This is a genomic window from Nocardiopsis nanhaiensis (genome assembly GCF_054778635.1).
In genome coordinates, this window is record NZ_BAAGZJ010000038.1 from 36099 (window position 1) to 55726 (window position 19628).

Annotated in this window: 15 protein-coding genes; 10 read left to right on the forward strand and 5 right to left on the reverse strand. The window is 70.1% G+C overall.

Annotated features, from left to right (window positions below; genetic code table 11):
* Positions 1-10 precede the first annotated feature (10 nt).
* The 7 genes from ACYVD1_RS18890 to ACYVD1_RS18920 all read left to right on the forward strand — a co-directional run bounded on the left by ACYVD1_RS18890 (position 11) and on the right by ACYVD1_RS18920 (position 10760).
* Positions 11-913 carry a dioxygenase family protein gene (locus tag ACYVD1_RS18890; RefSeq protein WP_460774385.1) on the forward strand — a complete coding sequence of 301 codons (903 nt, stop codon included), beginning with the start codon at positions 11-13 and terminating at the stop codon, positions 911-913.
* Between the two features lie 13 nt (positions 914-926).
* Positions 927-1514: a hypothetical protein gene (locus tag ACYVD1_RS18895; RefSeq protein WP_460774387.1), complete on the forward strand. Its 588-nt coding sequence runs from the start codon at positions 927-929 to the stop codon at positions 1512-1514.
* A 25-nt stretch (positions 1515-1539) separates the two neighbouring features.
* A complete protein-coding gene (locus tag ACYVD1_RS18900; RefSeq protein WP_460774390.1) occupies positions 1540-2205 on the forward strand; it encodes a LysE family translocator in 666 nt (221 codons plus the stop codon).
* 93 nt (positions 2206-2298) lie between these two features.
* On the forward strand, positions 2299-5466 hold the full coding sequence (locus ACYVD1_RS18905) for a BTAD domain-containing putative transcriptional regulator (RefSeq protein ID WP_460774393.1): 3168 nt from the start codon (positions 2299-2301) through the stop codon (positions 5464-5466).
* Positions 5467-5582: 116 nt separating this feature from the next.
* On the forward strand, positions 5583-7535 hold the full coding sequence (locus ACYVD1_RS18910) for a serine hydrolase domain-containing protein (protein ID WP_460774395.1): 1953 nt from the start codon (positions 5583-5585) through the stop codon (positions 7533-7535).
* A 172-nt stretch (positions 7536-7707) separates the two neighbouring features.
* Positions 7708-8499: an ABC transporter ATP-binding protein gene (locus ACYVD1_RS18915; RefSeq protein ID WP_460774398.1), complete on the forward strand. Its 792-nt coding sequence runs from the start codon at positions 7708-7710 to the stop codon at positions 8497-8499.
* A complete protein-coding gene (locus tag ACYVD1_RS18920; protein ID WP_460774400.1) occupies positions 8496-10760 on the forward strand; it encodes an FtsX-like permease family protein in 2265 nt (754 codons plus the stop codon). Before ACYVD1_RS18915 ends, ACYVD1_RS18920 begins: the two co-directional genes overlap by 4 nt.
* 85 nt (positions 10761-10845) lie before the next feature.
* Here the strand turns inward: ACYVD1_RS18920 and ACYVD1_RS18925 are convergent, their stop codons facing one another.
* The gene (locus ACYVD1_RS18925) at positions 10846-12333 is read right to left on the reverse strand and encodes an MDR family MFS transporter (RefSeq protein WP_460774402.1); all 1488 of its coding nucleotides are present in this window, start codon (positions 12331-12333) and stop codon (positions 10846-10848) included.
* A 473-nt stretch (positions 12334-12806) separates the two neighbouring features.
* On the opposite strand from ACYVD1_RS18925, the gene ACYVD1_RS18930 reads away from it, so the two are divergent.
* A complete protein-coding gene (locus tag ACYVD1_RS18930) occupies positions 12807-13520 on the forward strand; it encodes a creatininase family protein (RefSeq protein ID WP_460774404.1) in 714 nt (237 codons plus the stop codon).
* On the opposite strand, the gene ACYVD1_RS18935 is transcribed toward ACYVD1_RS18930, so the two are convergent.
* Positions 13431-14417 carry a lysylphosphatidylglycerol synthase transmembrane domain-containing protein gene (locus tag ACYVD1_RS18935; protein WP_460774407.1) on the reverse strand — a complete coding sequence of 329 codons (987 nt, stop codon included), beginning with the start codon at positions 14415-14417 and terminating at the stop codon, positions 13431-13433. The genes ACYVD1_RS18930 and ACYVD1_RS18935 overlap by 90 nt on opposite strands.
* Positions 14414-15268 (reverse strand): SAM-dependent methyltransferase, encoded by an 855-nt coding sequence (locus tag ACYVD1_RS18940; RefSeq protein ID WP_460774409.1) that lies wholly within the window; start codon positions 15266-15268, stop codon positions 14414-14416. The genes ACYVD1_RS18935 and ACYVD1_RS18940 overlap by 4 nt, the downstream gene beginning before the upstream one ends.
* 429 nt (positions 15269-15697) lie before the next feature.
* Here ACYVD1_RS18940 and ACYVD1_RS18945 point away from each other — a divergent pair, with 429 nt between their 5' ends.
* The gene (locus tag ACYVD1_RS18945; RefSeq protein WP_460774411.1) at positions 15698-16561 is read left to right on the forward strand and encodes a helix-turn-helix domain-containing protein; all 864 of its coding nucleotides are present in this window, start codon (positions 15698-15700) and stop codon (positions 16559-16561) included.
* A complete protein-coding gene (locus tag ACYVD1_RS18950) occupies positions 16558-16773 on the forward strand; it encodes a DUF397 domain-containing protein (protein WP_460774414.1) in 216 nt (71 codons plus the stop codon). Before ACYVD1_RS18945 ends, ACYVD1_RS18950 begins: the two co-directional genes overlap by 4 nt.
* 373 nt (positions 16774-17146) lie before the next feature.
* Here the strand turns inward: ACYVD1_RS18950 and ACYVD1_RS18955 are convergent, their stop codons facing one another.
* Positions 17147-17959 carry an SAM-dependent methyltransferase gene (locus ACYVD1_RS18955; protein ID WP_460774417.1) on the reverse strand — a complete coding sequence of 271 codons (813 nt, stop codon included), beginning with the start codon at positions 17957-17959 and terminating at the stop codon, positions 17147-17149.
* Between the two features lie 8 nt (positions 17960-17967).
* Complete coding sequence (locus ACYVD1_RS18960) at positions 17968-19587, reverse strand: MDR family MFS transporter (RefSeq protein WP_460774462.1); 1620 nt, start codon at positions 19585-19587, stop codon at positions 17968-17970.
* Positions 19588-19628 lie beyond the last annotated feature (41 nt).

The following is a 19628-nucleotide window of genomic DNA, read 5'->3' on the forward strand; positions in this document are numbered from 1 at the left end:
GACGATCCCCATGGCGTTCGTGACCGAGGAGAACCTGACCGACCTGGCCGAGGAGCGCTGGGGGAGCGCCCACGATCCCCGCACCGGACAGCTGCTCACCGCGCTCGTCCGCCACCTGCACGACTTCGCCCGCGAGGTCGACCTCACCGAGGCGGAGTGGATGGCCGCCGTCGAGTGGCTGACCGCCACCGGACGCGCCTGCGACGACAAGCGCCAGGAGTTCATCCTGGCTTCGGACGTGCTCGGACTGAGCACGCTCGTCGTCCAGCTGAACAACCGGTTCTCCTCCGGTGCCACCCCCGCCACCGTGCTCGGCCCCTTCCACATCGACGGGTCACCGCCCGCCGAGTTCGGCCACGACATGGCCCAAGGGATCGAGGGCACGCCCCTGTACGTCACCGGCCGTGTCGTCGACACCGACGGGCGGCCCGTACCCGGAGCGGTCCTGGACGTGTGGCAGGCCGACGCCGAGGGGGCCTACGAGGCGCAGCTGGAAGTGGACGAGGCGCGGCTGCGCGCCAAGTACCGGGCCCGGCAGGACGGGACCTACTGCCTGCGCACCATCGCGCCGACGGGCTACACGATCCCCTTGGACGGGCCGGTCGGCGACCTGGTCAAGCGCACCGAGATCAGCCCCTACCGCCCCGCCCACATCCACTTCCTCATCGAGGAACCCGGCTACGCCCGGCTCATCACGCACCTGTTCCGCGAGGGAACGGACTTCCTCTCCACCGACGTGGTCTTCGGCACCAAGGACGCCCTGGTCGTGCCCTTCACCGAGCACCCCGCGGGCCCGGCCCCGGACGGCGGCGAGTCCGCGGAGCCCTTCCTGCGCGCCGAGTACGACTTCGTCCTGGACCGCCGGGAACAGCAGCAGGTAGGCCACACACCCGGCGTGCCCGGCCCCCGGTAGACTCTGCCCCCACATGTACCGGGGGCTAGCGGAGGGATCCTGGGTGATCGTCCTCGTCAACGGCCCGTTCGGAGGCGGCAAGACCACCACCGCCGAACTCCTCGTCAAGCAGGTGCCGAACAGCCGCCTCTTCGCCCCGGAGCTGGTCGGGCTGGTCCTCCGGCACTTCCTGGCCGACCACCCCGGTGACTTCCAGGACCTGCCGCCGTGGCGGGCCCTCTTCCACGCCGCGGCGGCCGAGATCCACGCCTTCACCGGGCAGACCCTCATCGCCCCGATGAGTATTCTGCGCCGGGACTACGCCGAGGAGATCCTGGACGGCCTGCGCGCCCGGGGCCTGGAGGTCCGGCGAGTGGTCCTCCACTCCGATCGGGAGGTGCTGGAGACTTGCATCGCCGGGGACGACCTCGTCCCGGACGACCCCGAGCGCTCGGCCTCGGCGACCGCGTTCCGCCGTGCCAAGAGCGAGCCCTACTACCGGGCCCACCGGGAATGGCTCGCGGACTGGGCGGACCTGGTCATCGACACCAGCGAGCTGAGCCCGCCGCAGGTCGCGGAGGGCGTGCTCCGAGGGCTCCCGGAACTCGCCCCGAGCCCGTGATCCGTGCGCGGCTTAGGCTGGGAGCATGCTCTCATCGGCGCAACTCGCCGTTTTCGTCCCCGCCGCGCTGGCCGTGGCGGTCTCCCCGGGCGCCAACAACCTGCTCGCGTTCCGCAACGGCCTGCGGCGGGGCCTCCGTCCGGCCGCCTTAGCGCTCACCGGACGCTTCGCCGCGTTCGCCATCATGCTCGGCGTGGTCATCACCGGCTTGGGGGCGCTCCTGCACACCTCCCAGACGGCCTTCGAGGTACTGCGGGTCGCCGGTGCGGCCGTCATGATCGGCCTGGGCGTGTGGGTGGTGTGGTCGGCACGCGCCACACCGGCATCTGACGGACACTCCGCGGAGCGGGGGAGCGAACCTTCGAGTGGTGTGGCGGCGTGGAAACTGGCGGCCCAGGAGTTCGTGACCGCGGCCGCCAACCCCAAGGCGCTGCTGCTGTTCACCGCCTTCCTGCCGCCGTTCGTCTCCGCCCAGCCCGGGGCGGCCGCGGTCGGAGCGCAGCTGGTCGCGCTGGGCGTGCTCTACATCGTGTGCGAGGCGCTCACGGCGCTGGGGTGGGCGGCCGCAGGGCGGGTGCTGGCCGGGCGCAAGCTGCGGCCGGTGACTCTGCGCCGGTTGGACCAGGCGTCAGGTGGTGCGCTGATCGCCTTCGGCGGGGGCCTGGCGCTGGCGGACCTGTCCCGTCGTTGAGGGCTGCGCGAGAGTGAGCGCGGTCGCTGGTGAGGGTTCAGAAGCAGGGTTCGGGCCAGCGGCGGCTGCGTGCCACCGTGGGACACTGTCCGGGTGCGGATTCGGATACTGGGACCACTCGAAGTGTGTTCGGACGGCGGCGTCGTCGCGGACGTGCCGGGCGCCCGGTTGCGGGCGCTGCTCGCCGCCTTGGCGCTTGAACCGGGCCGGGTGGTCGCCAAGCCGACACTGGTGGACTGGATCTGGGGCGAACACCTGCCGTCCGGGGCCGCGAACTCCCTCCAACGTTTGGTCTCCCGGCTGCGCAAGGCTCTGCCGGAGGGGACGATCGAAGGAGGCCCCGGCGGCTACCGGCTGACGGTGGCCCCCGACGCGGTCGACGCAGTGCAGTTCGAGCGCCTCGTCGAACGCGCTCGCCGCGAAGCGGGCCCGGGGCGGGTCCGCCTGCTGCGGGAAGCCCTTGCGCTGTGGCGCGGTCCGGCCATGGCCGATGTGGGACTCCAGGACAGCGCTGCCTTCGGCGCGGCGGTGACGCGGCTGGAGCGGCTGCGGCTGACGGCCACGGAGGACCGGTTCGACGCGGAGCTCGGCCTGGGCCGGGGCGCCGATCTGGTCGCGGAGCTGACCGACCTGGTGGCGGCGCATCCGGTGCGCGAACGGCTGGTCGCCGCCCTCATGCGCGCCTTGGCCGATGCTGGCCGCGGGTCCGAAGCGCTGCTCGTGTACGAGCGCGCGAGGGCGGACCTGGCCGACGCGCTGGGCGTTGATCCCGCACCGGAGCTGTCCGCGCTGCACGTCGCGCTGCTGCGGGGCGAGCTGGGCCGGCGGGAGGAGGACAGGAAGACCAACCTGCGCGCGGAGCTGACCAGCTTCGTCGGCAAGGAGGCCGATGCCGCCGGGGTGCGCGCACTCACCGAAGAGCACCGGCTCATCACCCTGACCGGACCGGGCGGCTCGGGCAAGACCCGACTGGCCTCGGAAACCGGGCGCACCATGCTCGGAGACCTACCGGACGGGGTCTGGTTGGTGGAGCTCGCGCCCGTGGACAGGGGCGGCGACGTGGCACAGGCGGCGCTCTCCGGGCTGGGACTGCGGGATGACCTGCTCGGCGAGACATCCAACGCGGAGCTGACGGACCGTGTCATCGCAGCGATGCGCGACCGGGAAGCGCTGCTGATCCTGGACAACTGCGAGCACCTGATCGGTTCGGCGGCGGCGTTCGCCGACCGCGTGCTCGGGGAGTGCCGGCGACTGCGCATCCTGGCGACCAGCAGGGAACCGCTCGGTATCACCGGTGAGGCGCTGTGGCCGGTCGAGCCGCTGGCCCTGCCGGAGGGGGACACCGACCCCGGCGAGATCGAGTCCTCGCCGGCCGTCCGGCTGCTGCGGGACCGGGCCGGTGCGGTGCGCGGCGATCTCGCTTCCGACCACCACACGGCCTCGACGATGGTGCGCATCTGCCGCGAGTTGGACGGAATGCCGCTGGCGATCGAACTGGCCGCGGCCCGGCTGCGCACCTTTTCCCTCGACCAGCTCGCCGACCGGCTCCACGACCGGTTCCGCCTGCTGACCGGGGGCAGCAGAACCGCGTTGCCGAGGCACAAGACGCTGCGCGCGGTGGTCGACTGGAGCTGGGAGCTGCTCAGCGAGTCCGAGCGGACGGTGCTGCGCAGGCTCGCGGTGTTCTCGGGCGGGGCGGGCCTGGAAGCCGCCGAGCGGGTCTGCGCCGACGCCGGGGCCGGGCAGGCAGACGGGGTCCGGCAGGAACAGGTACTCGACCTGCTCACAGCGCTGACCGAGAAGTCGCTTCTGCGCGCCGAGGGCAACGGTGCGCCGCGCTACCGGATGCTGGGAACCATCGAGGAGTACGCCGCGGACCGGCTCTCCGACGCCGGAGAAGCGGATCTGGCACGCCGTATCCACCTCGCCCACTTCACCGAACTCGTCGAGACCGCCGAACCCCGGCTCCGCCGCGCCGAACAACTGGAGTGGCTTGCCCTGCTCGAGGCCGAGCACGACAACATCGTTTCCGCGATGCGCGGCGCACTCGCCGCCGGCGAGGCCCATGCGGCCATGCGGCTCGCGGGCGGCGCCGGCTGGTACTGGTGGTTGAGCGGGCACAAGGTCGAAGGCTTCGAACTGATCGTCGCGGCGACGGAAACCCCCGGCCGCGTGCCCGACGAGATCCGGGCCATGGTGTACGCGCTGGGCGTGATGTTCGTCAACGCCGGGCGGGGCGGTGAGCGCCAGGCGGCGGAGTGGATCAGCGAGGCGCACCGGTTCAGTCAGCTCAGCCGGAACAGCGACCGGCGCCACCCGCTTCTGGGCCTGGTGGATCCGCTGGAGCGCATGCTGCGGGCACCGGACACGTTCCTGTCCGCGTATGAGGCACTGCTGGACGACGACGAGCCGTGGGTACGTGCCCTGGCCCGTCTACACCTCGGCAAGTCGCGCATCATGCTCGGCCAGGGTGGGCGTGACGCGGACACCCACCTCGAAAGGGCGCTCGTGGAGTTCCGTTCGCTCGGCGACCGGTTCGGGATCGCGTTCGCCCAGACCGAACTGGCGGACCGGATCGCCGTGCGCGGCGAGTTCGCGGCCGCGTGCGAGCACTACGACCAGGCGGTCGAGGTCGTCACCGAGATGGGTGCCCTCGACGATGTCATCCGCATGCGGGCGCGACTGGCCCAGCTGCACTGGCTGTTGGGCGACAAGGACGCCTGCGAGGCGGCCATCGCCGAGGCGCGGCGCCGCGCGGAACGGGTCACCTGGCCGCACACGCTGGCTGAGCTGGCTCTGGCGGCTGCCGAACTCGCCCGCTGGAGCGGCGACGACGCAGAGGCCCACCGGCAGCTCGGCGTCGCAACGGCCCTGCTGGGTGACGACGCGGAGTGGTCCAACACGCGTGCGGAGGTGCAGGACCTGCTCGGCTACCTGGCCGACGATCCGGATGAGGCCCGTGAGCACCGCGTGGCGGCGTGGCAGTCGGTCTCCGCCGAGGAGGTGAACGCACCCCTGTACGCGCAGGTGATCGTCGGGGTCGCGGATCTCGCACTCCGACTCGAACAGTACGAGCTGGCCGCGCGGCTGCTCGCGGCCAGCGTCGGCGTGCGCGGACTGCCGAACCGTTCCCACCCGGACGTGGCCCGGATCGAGCAGGCCGCACGCCGCCACCTGGGCGACGCGCGGTTCGCCGCAGCGGAGCGGGAAGGCACCGAGGAGGACTGGCCCGAGCTGGTGAAGACCGCGCTCGCCATCTGACCGGAGCACCCAGGCGCTGACGCGATCGGTCATTCGCGAACAGCGGCGGTGGGGGGTGGAACGCCGTGTCATAGGCGTGACAGGCCGGTGTCAGGCCCCGGGCCGAAGGTGGCCGCATGACACGTTCAGCGCACGATGCCGAGGTCCCCCGCGCCCGCCGCCTCACCACACTGTTGGCCGTACCGGCCCTGCTGGCCGCCACCCTGGTCCCCGGGGCGTGGGCCACCCCGGCCAACGCCCTTGCGGACCGTGCGGCCGCGGCCGCACCGGCCGAATCCGGCACCCCCGTGACCCCGGAGAGCGCCCAGGAGTTCCTGGACACCCGTGTAGCCGAACTCCTCGACGAACACGGGGCACCGGGCGTCGCCGCCACCGTCGTCGCCGAGGGCGAACAGGTCGCATCGGCCGCCCACGGCTACGCCGACCTCGCCGATGGAACCCTCCTGGACGAGAGCGAACACGCCGTCCCGAGCGCCTCGATCGGCAAGTCAATCACTGCCATGGCCGTCCTCCAACTCGCCGAGGACGGCGAGGTCGACCTGCACGAGGACGTCAACACCTACCTTCCCGAGGGCATGCGCGTACCCGGTGAGGCGGTCACCCTGCACCACCTGCTCACGCACACGGCCGGGTTCGAGGAGGTGGCCGACTACGACGCACCGGAGGACCCGGACAGCTGGCGGACCTTGGCGGAGTACCTCAGCGGGACGACGCCCGAACGCATCTTCCCTTCCGGCCGGGTGGCCGCCTACTCCAACTACGGGTACGCGCTGGCGGGGATGGTCGTCCAGGAGGTCAGCGGCCTCCCCTTCGAGGACTACACCGAAAAGCACGTCTTCGGGCCGCTGGGCATGCACGCCACCGAGTTCGGCGCCGTCCCCGAGATCGAGGCGCGGGACGAGGTCGTCACGCTCCATCGCGCAGACGGCAACGAGGTCAACAACCACCACTACCCGTTCGTCCCGGCCGGGTCCGCGGTCACCAGTAGCGGTGACATGGCCCGGTTCATGCTGGCCCTGCTTAACCGCGGTGAACTGGGCGGTCAGCGTGTTCTCTCACCGGAGTCGGTCGAGATGATGCTGGACCGGCAGGTCGAACACCACCCGGAGACCACCGCCGTGGGTTACGGGACCCATGACTGGCGAGCGGGCCCGCCCCGAGGCGTGGGCCACTCGGGAGGCGGGGAGGGGCTCCAGACGGGCTACCTGCTCCTGCCGGAACTGGACGCCGGGGTGTTCGTCGCGGTCAACGGCACCGACGCCAACCCGGAGGCCGGGGGGAGCTTCGTCCACGACCTGCGCATGTCCGTGCTGCACGGCTTCGCCGATGAGTTCGGCCCCGCTGAGCCGGCGCCGCCGGGGCGGGCTGACCCGGACACGGACCTGGCCCGGTACGTCGGCACCTACATCAACACCAAGCGCTCCACCAGCGGCCTGGAACAGTTCACCCGAATCGGCACCCACGTACGTGTGCGCGAAGACGGTGACGGTGCACTGCGAATCAGTGGAGTGCTCGTACCCAATGAACGCTGGATCCCGGCGGGCGACGGCCTCTTCGTCGCGGAGGACGGCGACGCGAGTCTGGTGTTCGTCGCGGAGGACGACACCGTCGTCCTGTATCTGGACGACAACCCCACCATGGGCTTCGACCGGGCCGGCCCGCTCTCTGATCCACTTCTGCACCTCGGTATCGCGGCGGCGGGCCTGCTCGTGCTGCTGACCGGGTTGGTGCCCCTGCGCCGCCCGAGAGGCCCCGGACCGGCCTCCGCCAGGGTCATCGCCTCGCTCACCGGCCTGAGCTGCCTGGTCTGGGTCGGACTGGTGGTGTACGCGCTTCTCGACCTCAACCGGCTCCACGAGTGGATGATCTTCAGCGAGTCGCCGGCGCTCCTCCTGCCGTTGACCACCGCCGTACCGCTGACCGCGCTCACCCTGGCCGCGGCCGTGACCGCGTGGGTCCGCGGCTGGTGGGGGCCGGTCGGCCGCATCCACTACTCGCTCCTGCCCCTGGCCGCAATTGCTGTCATCGCCGTGGGCGGGACCTACGGGTTCGTGTGGAGCCCGGGGTGACCGGTCCTCGAGGGAACGCCGCGACGGCGGTCGTGTCAGGGGTGTGACAGGTCGGCGTCAGAGCGGGCGCCGAAGGTGGTCGCACGAGCGGTTCGGCGATTGCTGACCAGGGCCCGCGAACTCTTGGGCCAGGGCAGTCGCACACGGGGAACGAGCGGATGGGATACGGGAAGTGACAGAGACAGGAATCGATCAGGCGGCCGTCGTGCGGCTGACCGACGTGCGCAAGGTGTACGGCCGCCGCGACAACGCGGTCGCCGCGCTCGACGGGGTGGGGACCGGTTTCCACCGCGGTACGTTCACCGCGGTCATGGGGCCGTCGGGCTCCGGGAAGAGCACCCTCCTGCAGTGCGCGGCCGGACTCGACCGCACCACGTCGGGCTCGGTCCACCTCGACGGCCAAGACCTCGGCGACCTCAACGAGAAGCAGCTGACCATGCTGCGGCGCGAACGCATCGGGTTCGTCTTCCAGGCGTTCAACCTGCTCCCGGCCCTGACAGCGGAACAGAACGTAGCGCTGCCCCTGGAGCTGGCCGGGCGCCGTCCCGGACCCGGCCGGGTCGCCGAGATCCTGGAACGGGTCGGCCTCGCCGAACGGGGACGGCACCGCCCGGCCGAGCTGTCCGGGGACCAGCAGCAGCGCGTGGCCATCGCCCGCGCCCTGGTCACCGAACCGGCCGTCGTCTTCGCCGACGAACCCACGGGCGCTCTCGACACCCGCTCCGCCCGCAACCTGCTGGGGCTGCTGCGTGAGGCCGTCCAAGCGGCCGGGCAGACCATCGTGATGGTCACACACGACCCGGTCGCCGCCGCCTACGCCGACCGGGTCGTGTTCTTGGCCGACGGCCGACTTGCGGGCGAGTTGCACGCCCCGACCGCCGAAGCCGTGGCCGAGCGGATGACTCACCTGGGCGCCTGGGCCGACGACTCCGCGACCGCGCCGATCGGGGGTGGCCGGCGATGATCCGGCTCGCGTTTCGGACCCTGCGCCACCGCAAGGGCGGCTTCGTCGCGGCCTTCCTCACGATGTTCCTCGGCGCGGCCATCGTCATGGCCTGCGGCGGACTCATGGAGTCCGGTATCCGCGCGGACGCGCCACCTCAACAGCTGACCGGTGCCGACATCGTCGTCGCGGGCAACCAGGGCCACCACGTCCCCGAGTTCCACCACACGGAGACCTTGACCGAGCGGGTACGCGTCGACGCCGCATTGGTGGACACCGTCGCCGCACTGCCCGGCGTCCAGGACACCACCGACCACGTCTTCGACCACCCGGCACCTACGGGCACCGTCGACGCCATCGCAGTGGTGGCCGAGAACGGGACCGGCGTCGACCAGCTCCGTGAACGCATCGAGGCCGCGTTGCCCGACACCGCCGTGACGCTCACCGGTGACGAGCGGGGGTACGCCGAAAACCCCGAGGTGCTGTTCACCGCGGATGGCCTGATCGTGCTGCCCAGCTTGTTCGGCTCGTGGGCGATCATGATCGCGGTATTCGGGGTGGCCTCGATGTTGGCGCTCTCGATCCAGCAGCGCCACCGCGAGCTGGCCCTGCTGCGCGCGGTCGGAAGTACGCCCGGCCAGCTGCGCAAGCTGGTACTCGGCGAGACGGTGATCCTGTCCGTCCTCGCCACCGGGCTGGCGGTCCTGCCCGGCCGGTGGCTCGGGGAGCTCTTCCTCCACCAGATGGTCAGCAGCGGCATCATCATCGAGGGCATCGAGTTCCGCATGGGCTGGATCCCGATGGCGATCGCGATCGGCTCGGCCCTGCTGGCGGCGATCGGCGGTGCACTGGTCGCCGGGGCAAGGGCGGCCAAGACCCGGCCCACCGAGGCTCTGGCCGATTCCGGGCTGCCCGAGCGTCGGCCCATCGGCCTGTGGCGCGTCCTCCTCAGTCTGGCCCTGATGACAGGTGCCATCGCGCTGATGGTGGTGACGATGACCGTTTTCAGGGGGCTCAACGCCTCCACCACCGGCTCCCCGGCGATGGTCCTGATGGCGATCGCGCTGGCGGTGCTCAGCCCGGTTCTGGTCCGGCCGCTCGCCGAGCTGCTCCGGCCGCTGGGCGCGTTGACCGGCCAGTCCGGTCGGCTGGCGGTGCTCAATGTACGGGCCGGGATCGACCGCACCGCCGCGGTGGCGATGCCGGTCATCCTGCTTACCGGAATCGCCACCGGGTTGGTGTACGGGCACCTATCGGGGGTGAAGGCCGCCCAGGAGGAGTTCATCGACGGCCTCACCGCCGAGGTGCTGATCACGGCCGACGACGGCATCGATCCAGAGCTGGTCGAGCGGGTCGATGCGCTGCCGGGCGTAGCCGCCGCTTCCGGGTACGTCGACAGCACCGGGTTCCTGGAGGAGCCGAGGGACGACCCGGAGAACTGGGAGGAGGAGACGGACCGCTGGGCCGGCTGGCACCTGGAGGGCGCGACCGCGGACGGTGCTGAGGCGGTTGTCCCCGGAGCCGTCACCCAGGGCACTCTGAATGACCTGCACGGCGCGGCCGTGGCCCTGGACGCAGGGAACGCTGCAGAGGTCGGGGTGGGGCTGGGAGATCCGATCACGGTACGGATGGGTGACAACGCCGTCCTCGAAGCCGAGGTGGTCGCCCTGTTCGACGCCGCGGCCGACGACGACACGCTGCTGCTGCCCGCTGATGTGCTCGCCACGCACACCACGGAGGGCCGTGTCACGGAGATGCTGGTGGCCGGTGACGGCAGTTCCAGTGCCGGACGAATGGTGGCCGACATCCGGGAGCAGCTCGCCGGAGAGGACGGGTTGACGGTGGTCGACAGCGAGGCGATGGTCGCCGAGCTGGCCTGGGGGCACGACGTCGAGTTCTTCGCCATTTACGCGATCGTCGCCATGATCGTCGGCTACAGCGCGATTTCGGGCGTGAACGCGCTGGCCTCCAGCACGAACGCACGCAGCCGCGAGTTCGCTCTGCAACGGCTCACCGGGTCCACGCGAGGACAGGTGCTACGGATGCTGGCCGTCGAGGGACTCCTGGTAGCGGTGATCGGCGTGGTGCTCGGCACGATCTCCGCGGTCGTGACACTCGTGGCCTACACCATCGGTCGTGCCGACACCCTCTATCCGACCGGGTCACCGCTGATCTACGTCGGCGTGGTGGGCTTCGCGGTCACGTTGACCCTGCTGGCCTCGCTGGTGCCCGGCTGGCGGGCGACCAGGCGCCCGCCGGTCGGGGCCGCGGTGGCCCCGTAGCCGAGCGCGGGCCACCCGGTGGGGTGGGCTCGGGACCGGAAGGCACCGCCCACTCCCTGTTTCCGTCGCACGGCTTCTTCGTGCCCTAGTGCACGGCGGGTGCGTTCGTCGGTGCACCCTCCGGGGGCGTCGACTTCCGGACGAAAAAGGTCGCGAAGAACCCTACGGTCGCGACCATCGCACCTACGGAGAAGGCGACCTGGATGCCGCCCATCTCCGCGGCGACGGCTTCGACGCCCTCGGTCATGCGACTCGCCGCGGTAGCGGACATCACCGCGACGAACGCCGCGGTGCCCGCGGCCCCGGCCACCTGCTGCACGGTGCCGACCACGGCGCTGCCGTGCGAGTACAGCTCGGAGCGCAGTGATCCCAGGGCGCCGGTGAGCAGCGGGGTGAACATCAGACCCAGACCGGCGCTGAGCACCATGTGCGCGGCCACGATGTGCCACACCGGGGTCTCCGTGCCGAAGAGGGACATCGACCACATCACCGCGGCCACGAGGGTGGCGCCCGGTGTGACCAGGGGCCTTGGCCCGAACCGGTCGTACAAGCGGCCCACGAACGGAGCCAGGAGCCCCATCAGTAGACCGCCGGGAAGCAGGGTCAGCCCCGTCACGAGGGTGTCGTAGCCGAGGATGTTCTGCATGTACAGCGGCAGCAGGATGACCAGGCCGAACAGCGACATGAAGCTGGTGAGGACCAAGGTGATCGAGATCGAGAACTGCTTGGACGAGAACACCCGCAGGTCGAGAAGAGCCCGGTCCTCGCGCTGGAGCCGGATCTGGCGCCACACGAAGAACACGAGCGCCACGGCGCCCACGACGATCGCCGCCCACGGCGGGATGGCCGCGTCGGGGTCGGCAGCCTTGCCCAGGCTGGAGAAGCCGTAGACGAGACCGCCGAAGGCCAAGGCCGACACGATCACGGAGAGCACGTCGATCCTGGCGGCGCGTGGCTCGGTCACGTTGCGGATGAAGGCCGTGCCCAGCGCCAGCCCGAGGAGGGCGATCGGCAGGACGAGCCCGAACAGCCAGCGCCAGTCCAGGACGCTCAGGACCAAGCCGGACAGGGTCGGGCCGATGGCGGGCGCCACGGCGATGACGACGGAGATGTTGCCCATGACCCGTCCCCGGCGGTCGGCCGGGATGAGGTTCAGGACGGTCGTCATGAGCAGCGGCATCATGATTGCGGTGCCCGAGGCCTGCACGATCCGGCCGGTCAGCAGGACCGCGAAGTTCGGCGCCAGGAAGCAGATCAGGGTGCCGAGGCTGAACAGGCTCATCGCGGTGATGAATACCTGGCGCAGGTGGAACCTCTGCAGCAGGAAGCCGGTCACCGGGATGACCACGGCCATCACCAGCATGAAGGCCGAGGTCAGCCACTGGCCGGTGGAGACGGAGATGCCCAGGTCACGGTTGAGTGCAGGCAGGGCCACACCCATGATCGTCTCGTTCAGGATGACCACGAAGGCCGAGACCAGGAGTAGTGGGATGACGAGGCGGCTGGCGCGCGGGTCGGCGCCCCCGGCCGGTCCGGCCTCGTCCGTGGGTGTTGCGGTGGATTGCCTGGTCACGTACTTCCTTGCGCGATTGAGAGTGGCCTGGGTCGTGGGGGAGTGGTGGCTGCGGTGGCCGGAGCGGGACCGTTTGGTCCCGAAACAGGACCAACCCGGCTGCTCATGGCAGTATTCCGGCCCGGCAGAGCCGGAGGAAAGCGGTTTTCTGCCGGAGAAGCACCACCTAGCAAGCTTAGGTGACGGAACGTCCCGTCTCGCCCGGATTTGCGCCTGGCAGAACCGCCAACGTGCGCTTCGTCACGCACTGCGCTCCTCCCTGGAGCCCCGTGTCTGAGGACACATCGGAGGCCGTGATGCCAGCGGGTGAACGTGGGGTCAGGGGCGGGGTATCGGGTCCGCGCTTTATCGGCGAAGAGAAATCTACGACGTAAAGGTGGCGATTCCAGTCATTCCCTTTTTGAGTGCCAGCCATACGGCAACCGGTACCAGGGCGTTCGTCAGAAGGGGGAGCATCGGGAAAAATGGCACCCATGGACTTCACCGATCCCCTGCCGACCACTACCAGCGCGGACGAACGCGAACGCGCCGCCCGGGTGGCCCTGCTGCCCGTGGGCAGCCTCGAACAGCACGGCCCGCACCTGCCGCTGACCACGGACACCGTCGTCGCCTCAGCGCTGGCCCACGCCCTCGCCGACGCCCACCCCTCGACACGGGTGCTGCCGCCGATCACCTTCGGCTGCTCCCACGAGCACGAGGCCTGGCCCGGCACGGTCAGCGTCTCGGCACCCACCCTGTACGCGATGGCCTCCGACATCGCCGACTCCCTGCGCCGGGCGGGCACCCGGAAGCTGGTCCTGGTGAACGGCCACGGAGGAAACCACGTCCTGGCCAACCTCGTCCAGGCCTCCCGTGGTGACATGGCGCTCTTCCCCGGACCACACGACTGGGAGGCCGCCCGCAAGGCGTCGGGGATGAACACCACCAACGACCGCGACATGCACGCGGGCGAACTGGAGACCTCCGTGCTGCTGCACGTACGTCCCGACCTCGTCCGTCCCGGCTACGGGGAGGCAGACCACCTGGCCGACCGGCGCGACCACATGCTCACCAGCGGCCTGGCCCGCTACACCCGTTCCGGGGTCGTGGGCCAACCCTCACGCGCCACCGCGGCGGAGGGCCGCGACCTCCTGGCGTTCCTGGTCAAGGCTTTCGCCGGGTACCTTGCGGTGCTCGACCCGCAGTAGCCGCCACACCAGGACGAGGCTTCCGGGTAGCGCGGCGACCAGGGCGAGGAGTCCGTACACCACGGACGCGGTCAGACCAGCCTCAGACCCCAGACCTGCCACCCCGAAAGCCAGGGCCGTCACCGCCTCACGCGGACCCCAGCCGCCCACGTTCGCCGGGATGCTCATGGCCACCAGTGCCAGCACCAACAGCGGCAGCAGGGCCAGCACGGGCGCGGTGACCCCCGCCGCCCGTGCCGCCACGAGGAACAGCGTCACGTGTCCGCCCAATGCGGCCGCCGAGAGCAGTAGGACCCCCGGGCCGGTCTCCGCCGTGAACAGGCCGGCCCGGGTGTCGGCCACCGTCGCCGACAGCGCCCGCCACCAGCGCGCACCGCGCTGCCGCCCCACTGCCCAGCCGACCGCCACCACCAGGACCACCACGACCAGCACGGCGAGCGACGCCGTGACCGCGAGCAGGCCCGGACCCAGAAGCGCCGCGGGCAGGGTGAACAGCAAGGCCGCACCGGTCAGGGCGAGCACCACCTGTCCGGCCATCCTCTCCAGCACCACTGCGCGCACACCCCGGGCCACGTCGCCCGCGTAGCGCCCGTGGCTGAAAGCCCGGTGCACGTCACCCAGGAACCCGGCGGGAAGGACGGCGTTGAGGAAGACCGAGCGGTAGTAGTCGCCCACCGCACGCACCCAGGGCAGACGCAGCCCGACCCCGCGTGCCACCAGCACCCACCGGGCCGCGCACAGCACGGTCGTGGCCAGACCGATCCCCAAGGCGGCCGCCACCGCGCGGCCGTCGACCGACACGAAGGCGTCGGTGACGGCCTCCACCGGGTACCACCACAGCACTCCGGCCAGTACGGCCAACCCGATCAGCGGGCGCAGCCACGCGGTACCTCTCATGACCTGCCAGGGTCCTCCCCGGGAAGCGCGAGCAGGTCGGTGTGGTGCACGACCACGCCCAGCACTCCCTCTTCGCACATGCCGAGCCGACGCTCCAGGTACCCGTTCGGGACAGAGTCCGGATCCTGCTCCTGGGCGGCCGCGACCCACCCGCGCAGCCACGCGAGGGTCAGCGGGACACGCTCGGGGCACAACCGCCAAGGGCTGGGAAAGGTCAGGGTGCGCGCTCCGAGTCCCGCGAACACCTCTTCCGCCGCCGCGACCCCGTCCGGTCCCAGTCGGTCGTCACGTCGCTGGTGTTCGTTGAAAGCACGGGTGACAGCCGCGTCGGCCGGGTCGCTGGGGAAGAGCTCGACCCGCCCCACTACGGACAGGGTGAACAGGGCCGCGCAGCTGGCCTCGGTCACGGCCGCGGCCACGGCAGCCAACTCGTCCCGGGTGAGCAGGTCCAACAGGGCGGACCCGGTCGCCAGGTCCACCCCCTCGAGGTCGTCGGCGGTGATCGAGCCCAGATTCCGCAGGCACATCCGTGCCGTCACCGGGGAGTCGTCCGCTGACCGCGCGGGGGTGTAGGCCCCCGCCATGGATAGCAGCGCGGAGTCGATGTCGTACAGGATCCACTGCTGGGACCCGGACAGCTTCGGGGCCAGCCAACGCCCCTGGGAGCCGGTGCCGCACCCGAGGTCGGCGATCTGGACCGTCCGCGCACCCGGCCCCGCGCCCCGGGCGGCCAGGTGGATCCGGAGCGGGTCCAGCGGTGCGGTGGCCCGGGCGTCGGTGTCGGCCTCCTCGCGCAGCGCCAGCCAGTCAGGCGCGAATTCCGGAGCGGGGTTCCCGGACAGTGAACTCAACGGATCTCCTCCCAGTGGAGTGCGGCCGCCAGGGGACGATGCTGCCGTCTTCAGCCTGACAGTGCGACCACTGCTCTGTTGGGGGATCCGCGAAGATTAGCTTGTGCTTCGCCCCTGCGCTAGGAGTGTTTTCTGTGCTTGCGGAGACACCTACCCGCTGACCGGCGGGTTTCCCGGTCAGGGGGCAAGGAGATTCCGGTCGGTGCTGCTGCGCCGCTCTGTGCGGCCGGAACCAGGGGTCAGGTGTGTGGGTGTTGGACAGACTCCGCGCCCCCGACCCTCTCCCCGCCGTCATCGCTTCCGGAGCCGTTGCAGCAGCGTGCGACAGAGCCTCTAAGCGACATTCTCGGACAATTATGGCACTTTCTTGAAAGCTATTGAAAGACCCTGGTGAGCCGTCTAATCTCTTGCTCACAAGGGAGGTGGGGCATGGGAGACGCGACTGTGGGACGCCGCCGCCTGGGGATCGATCTGCGCAGGCAGCGTGAGCAGAGCGAGCTGACCAACGCCCAGGTAGCTCGGGAAGCTGGGCTCTCTGAAGCCACACTCAGCCGGATCGAGACTGGCAAGCGTGTGGTGAAGCCCAGCGAACTCAACCGGCTCATGGACCTTTACGGGGTCTGTGACGCTGAGCAGCGCGAGCGGTTCGCGGCCATGTCCAAGGTGACCGCCGAGGACAACTGGTGGGACGACTACGACGACGTCCTTCCCTCCGGGCTCGGCAGCTATGTCGGTCTGGAGGCCGAGGCTGACCGGCTGCGCACGTACCACCCCAATGTCATCCACTCCCTGATCGCCACGGAGAGCTACACACGGGCGGTGGTCAGTGCGACACTGCCCGCCCGCTCGCTGATGGGGCAGGAGGACATCGACCGCCTGGTGGCGTTGAAGATGCAGCGCCGTCGCGTGCTGGAGCGTGACAAGCCCTTAAGGCTGTGGACCATCGTCGATGAAGCGGCTCTGCGTCGGCCGATCGGTGGTCCCGAAGTCATGCGGGAGCAGTGTGCCCACCTCGTCGAGATGGCGAGCCATCCCAACATCACCGTACAGATCATGCCCTTCTCACGAGGCCCCCACATCGGGCTGATCGGCTCGTTCACGCTCATCGAGTTCTCCAATCCCGAAGACCTCGACCACGTCTATATCGAGTCGCCCGCAGGGAACCTCTTTCTCCAGAAGCAGCCACTGGTGGAAGAATTCCGGGAGAGGTTCTCTCTGATGAGTGCCTCCGCTCTCGCCCCTGAAGACGTGGAGGCACTCGTTGATGACATCGCGAAGGACGTGACCGAATGACCGCTGTTCCCGATCTCACCGGAGTCCGTTGGTTCAAGGCCCAAGCGAGCGAGACCGCTCAGGGCTGTGTGGAGGTGGCGCATCTGGCTGAAGGAACTGCCGTGCGCAACTCGCGGGATCCGGAGGGCGGTGCGCTGTTCTTCACCTCCCAAGAGTGGGAGTGCTTCCTGGACGGAGCACACAAGGGCGAGTTCGCCCGGCCCGCTCGGTAACCGAGAAAAGCCACTGCCCGGGGCGTCCTGAGTTGGCGCTCGCCGCCCCAGGCAGTACGACCGAAGGGAGATCCACGATGGACGAGGACCACACCAACGGCACTACCTCTGTGTACCACGACGACCCCGGGGCCGAGTTCTTCGAGCTGCGATTGACCCGGGGCGAACACATCGGCAGGCGTTCGCCTGGGGGATGGAGCTGCCCGACGGCGCGACTGTCGTCTACAACATCCTGGACCAGTCGATCTTCAACGGTGGCGAGCCGGAACGCATCGCGCGCAGGCTGCGGGCCGAACTGGTCTGGCTCTAGCCAGCCACCTCTTACGGGCCGGTGCACGTATTTGGGGCACCGGCCCTGCGGTGAGCTCCCGGGTCAGGCCTTCTTAGCCAGGCCCGCGTACTGGGGGACGTCCCGGACCGTTCCCACCTCGGCGGGCTCGGGGCGCCAGCGGAAGACGGAGACCACACCGGGGTCGACCAGTTCGAATCCCTCGAAGAACCGCTCGAACTCCGCCACGGTGCGCATGTGGTACTTCTGGGCGACCTGCTCCTCCCAGATACGCATGCCCTCGGCGGCGCGCTCGGCGTCATCGACCTCCATATGGGCCATCACACCGTCGCACACCGCGAAGAAGCTGCCCGGGGCCAACCGGTCGACATAGGCGCGTACCAGGCGGAGCGCCTCCTCGATCTCGAAGTGGCCCATGGTGCCCATCAGGGTCAGGCCGACCGGCCGGTCCAGGTCCAGGGTCTCCTTGGCGGCCGCCAGGACCTTCTCGACGTCGCGCAGGTCCGAGCCCACGAACTGTGTCTTGCCCGCGTCCGTTCCGTTGAGCAGGGCCCTCGCGTGGGCCAGCACCAGCGGGTCGTTGTCGACGTAGACCACCTGGGTCTCGGGGTTGAGCGCCTGGGCCACCTCGTGGGTGTTGTTGGCGGTGGGTAGCCCGGTTCCGATGTCGAGGAACTGGGTGATGCCCTCTTCCCGTACCAGGTGGCTGACGCAGCGGCGCAGGAAGAGCCGGTCTCCCTGGGCGACCTCCGCGACCTGGGGAAACAGGTCTTTGACCTGGTCTCCCACTGCTCGGTCGACGGGGTAGTTGTCCTTTCCGCCCAACCAGTAGTTCCAGACGCGCGCTGTGTGCGCGACGGTCGTGTCGATGGCGGCGTCGTCGGGGGCGTCCGTCATGGGACCTCTCAGGGGTGGGGGGATCGGGGGGATCCGGGCGGGACAGCACCCGAATTGTGCTGGGTTCCGCCCTCCGCGCGCAACCCGGATCCCTGTGTTCCCAGGGCTTCCCGCTCGGAGGCCGGTTGGTCGGGGTCCTCCGGTTCGGCCAGATCGATGGTGTCGCGCAGCTGGACCTTCGGCAGGAAGCACACCACCACCAGACCGGCCAGCGCGATGCCGGTGGCGACCAGGAAGATGTCGCCGGTGGAGGAACCGTAGGCGCTCTCGACGATTTCGCGCAGGAAGGGCGGCATGCCCGCCAGGTCCAGGGTGCTGCCGTCGGCCCCTCCGGCGGGGATGTCGGCGCCTGAGGCGGCCACACTGTCCGAGATATTGGTGCTCACGCGGCTCGCCAGGATCGCGCCGAGCACGGACACCCCGATGGTGCCGCCCAGGGAGCGGAAGAACGTGATCGCCCCGCTGGCCGCGCCGAGTTCGCGCAGCGGTACCGAGTTCTGTACGACCAGGACCAGGTTCTGCATCGACATGCCCACACCGGCGCCGACCGCGAACATGCCGAGGGACACCACGAGCAGTGAGGTGTTCTCGTCGATGGTGGACAGCACCAGGAAGCCGAGGGTCAGCGACACCAGTCCGGTGACGACGTAGGGCTTGACCCGACCCGAGCGCGACACCATCCAGCCCGAGACGGTTGAGGAGGCCATCATGCCGAGCATGAGCGGTGTGGTCAGCAGCCCCGCCGCGGTCGGCGAGTAGCCGCGGGCCAGCTGGAAGTACTGGCCGAGGAAGACCGCCCCGCCGAACATCGCCATGCCGACCGCGACGCTCGCCACGATCGCGATCGCGGCTTCCTTGCGGACGATCAGCCGCAGCGGGATGACCGGCTCGGCCACCCGCGCCTCCACCCACACGGCCAGCGCGAGGAGTACGAGTCCGCCGACGACCATGGCGCCGGACTGCCACGAGATCCAGGCGAAGCTTCCCCCGACGAAGGTCACCCACAGCAGGAGCGTGCTGACGCCAGCGGCGATGAGCGTGGCCCCGACGTAGTCGATGCGCACGTCCTCGCGGCCCTCCTCCGCCAGGTTCAGGGTGCGGGTGAGCACGACCAGTGCGACCAGCATGAACGGCACACCGATGAAGAAGCACCAGCGCCAGCCCAGCCAGGAGATGTCGGTGAGGGCGCCCCCGATGAGCGGGCCCCCGACGGTGGCCACGGCCATGATGGCGCCGATCAGGCCGTTGTAGCGGCCCCGCTCCTTGGGGCTGACCAGGGCGGCGATGGTCGCCTGGACCAGGACCTGGGAGGCGCCCATGCCCAGTCCCTGCACGGCGCGGAAGGCGATGAGCTGTCCTGTGGTCTGCGCGAACCCGCACAGGAGCGAGGCCACGATGAACAGCACGATGGAGATCTGGAGCAGCCGCTTCTTGGGGAAGAGGTCGGCGAGCTTGCCCCAGATCGGGGTGGAGGCCGTCGACGCCAGGAGGGTCGCGGTCACCACCCAGGTGTACTGCGACTGGGTCCCCTGGAGGGAGCCGACGATCTGGGGCAGGGCGACCGAGACGATCGTGCCGCTGAGCATCGTCACGCCGAGGACGATCAGCAGCCCGCTCAGGCTGCGCAGGACCGGAGGGCGCGCCGCGTCCTGGGGCGGAGGAGTACTCA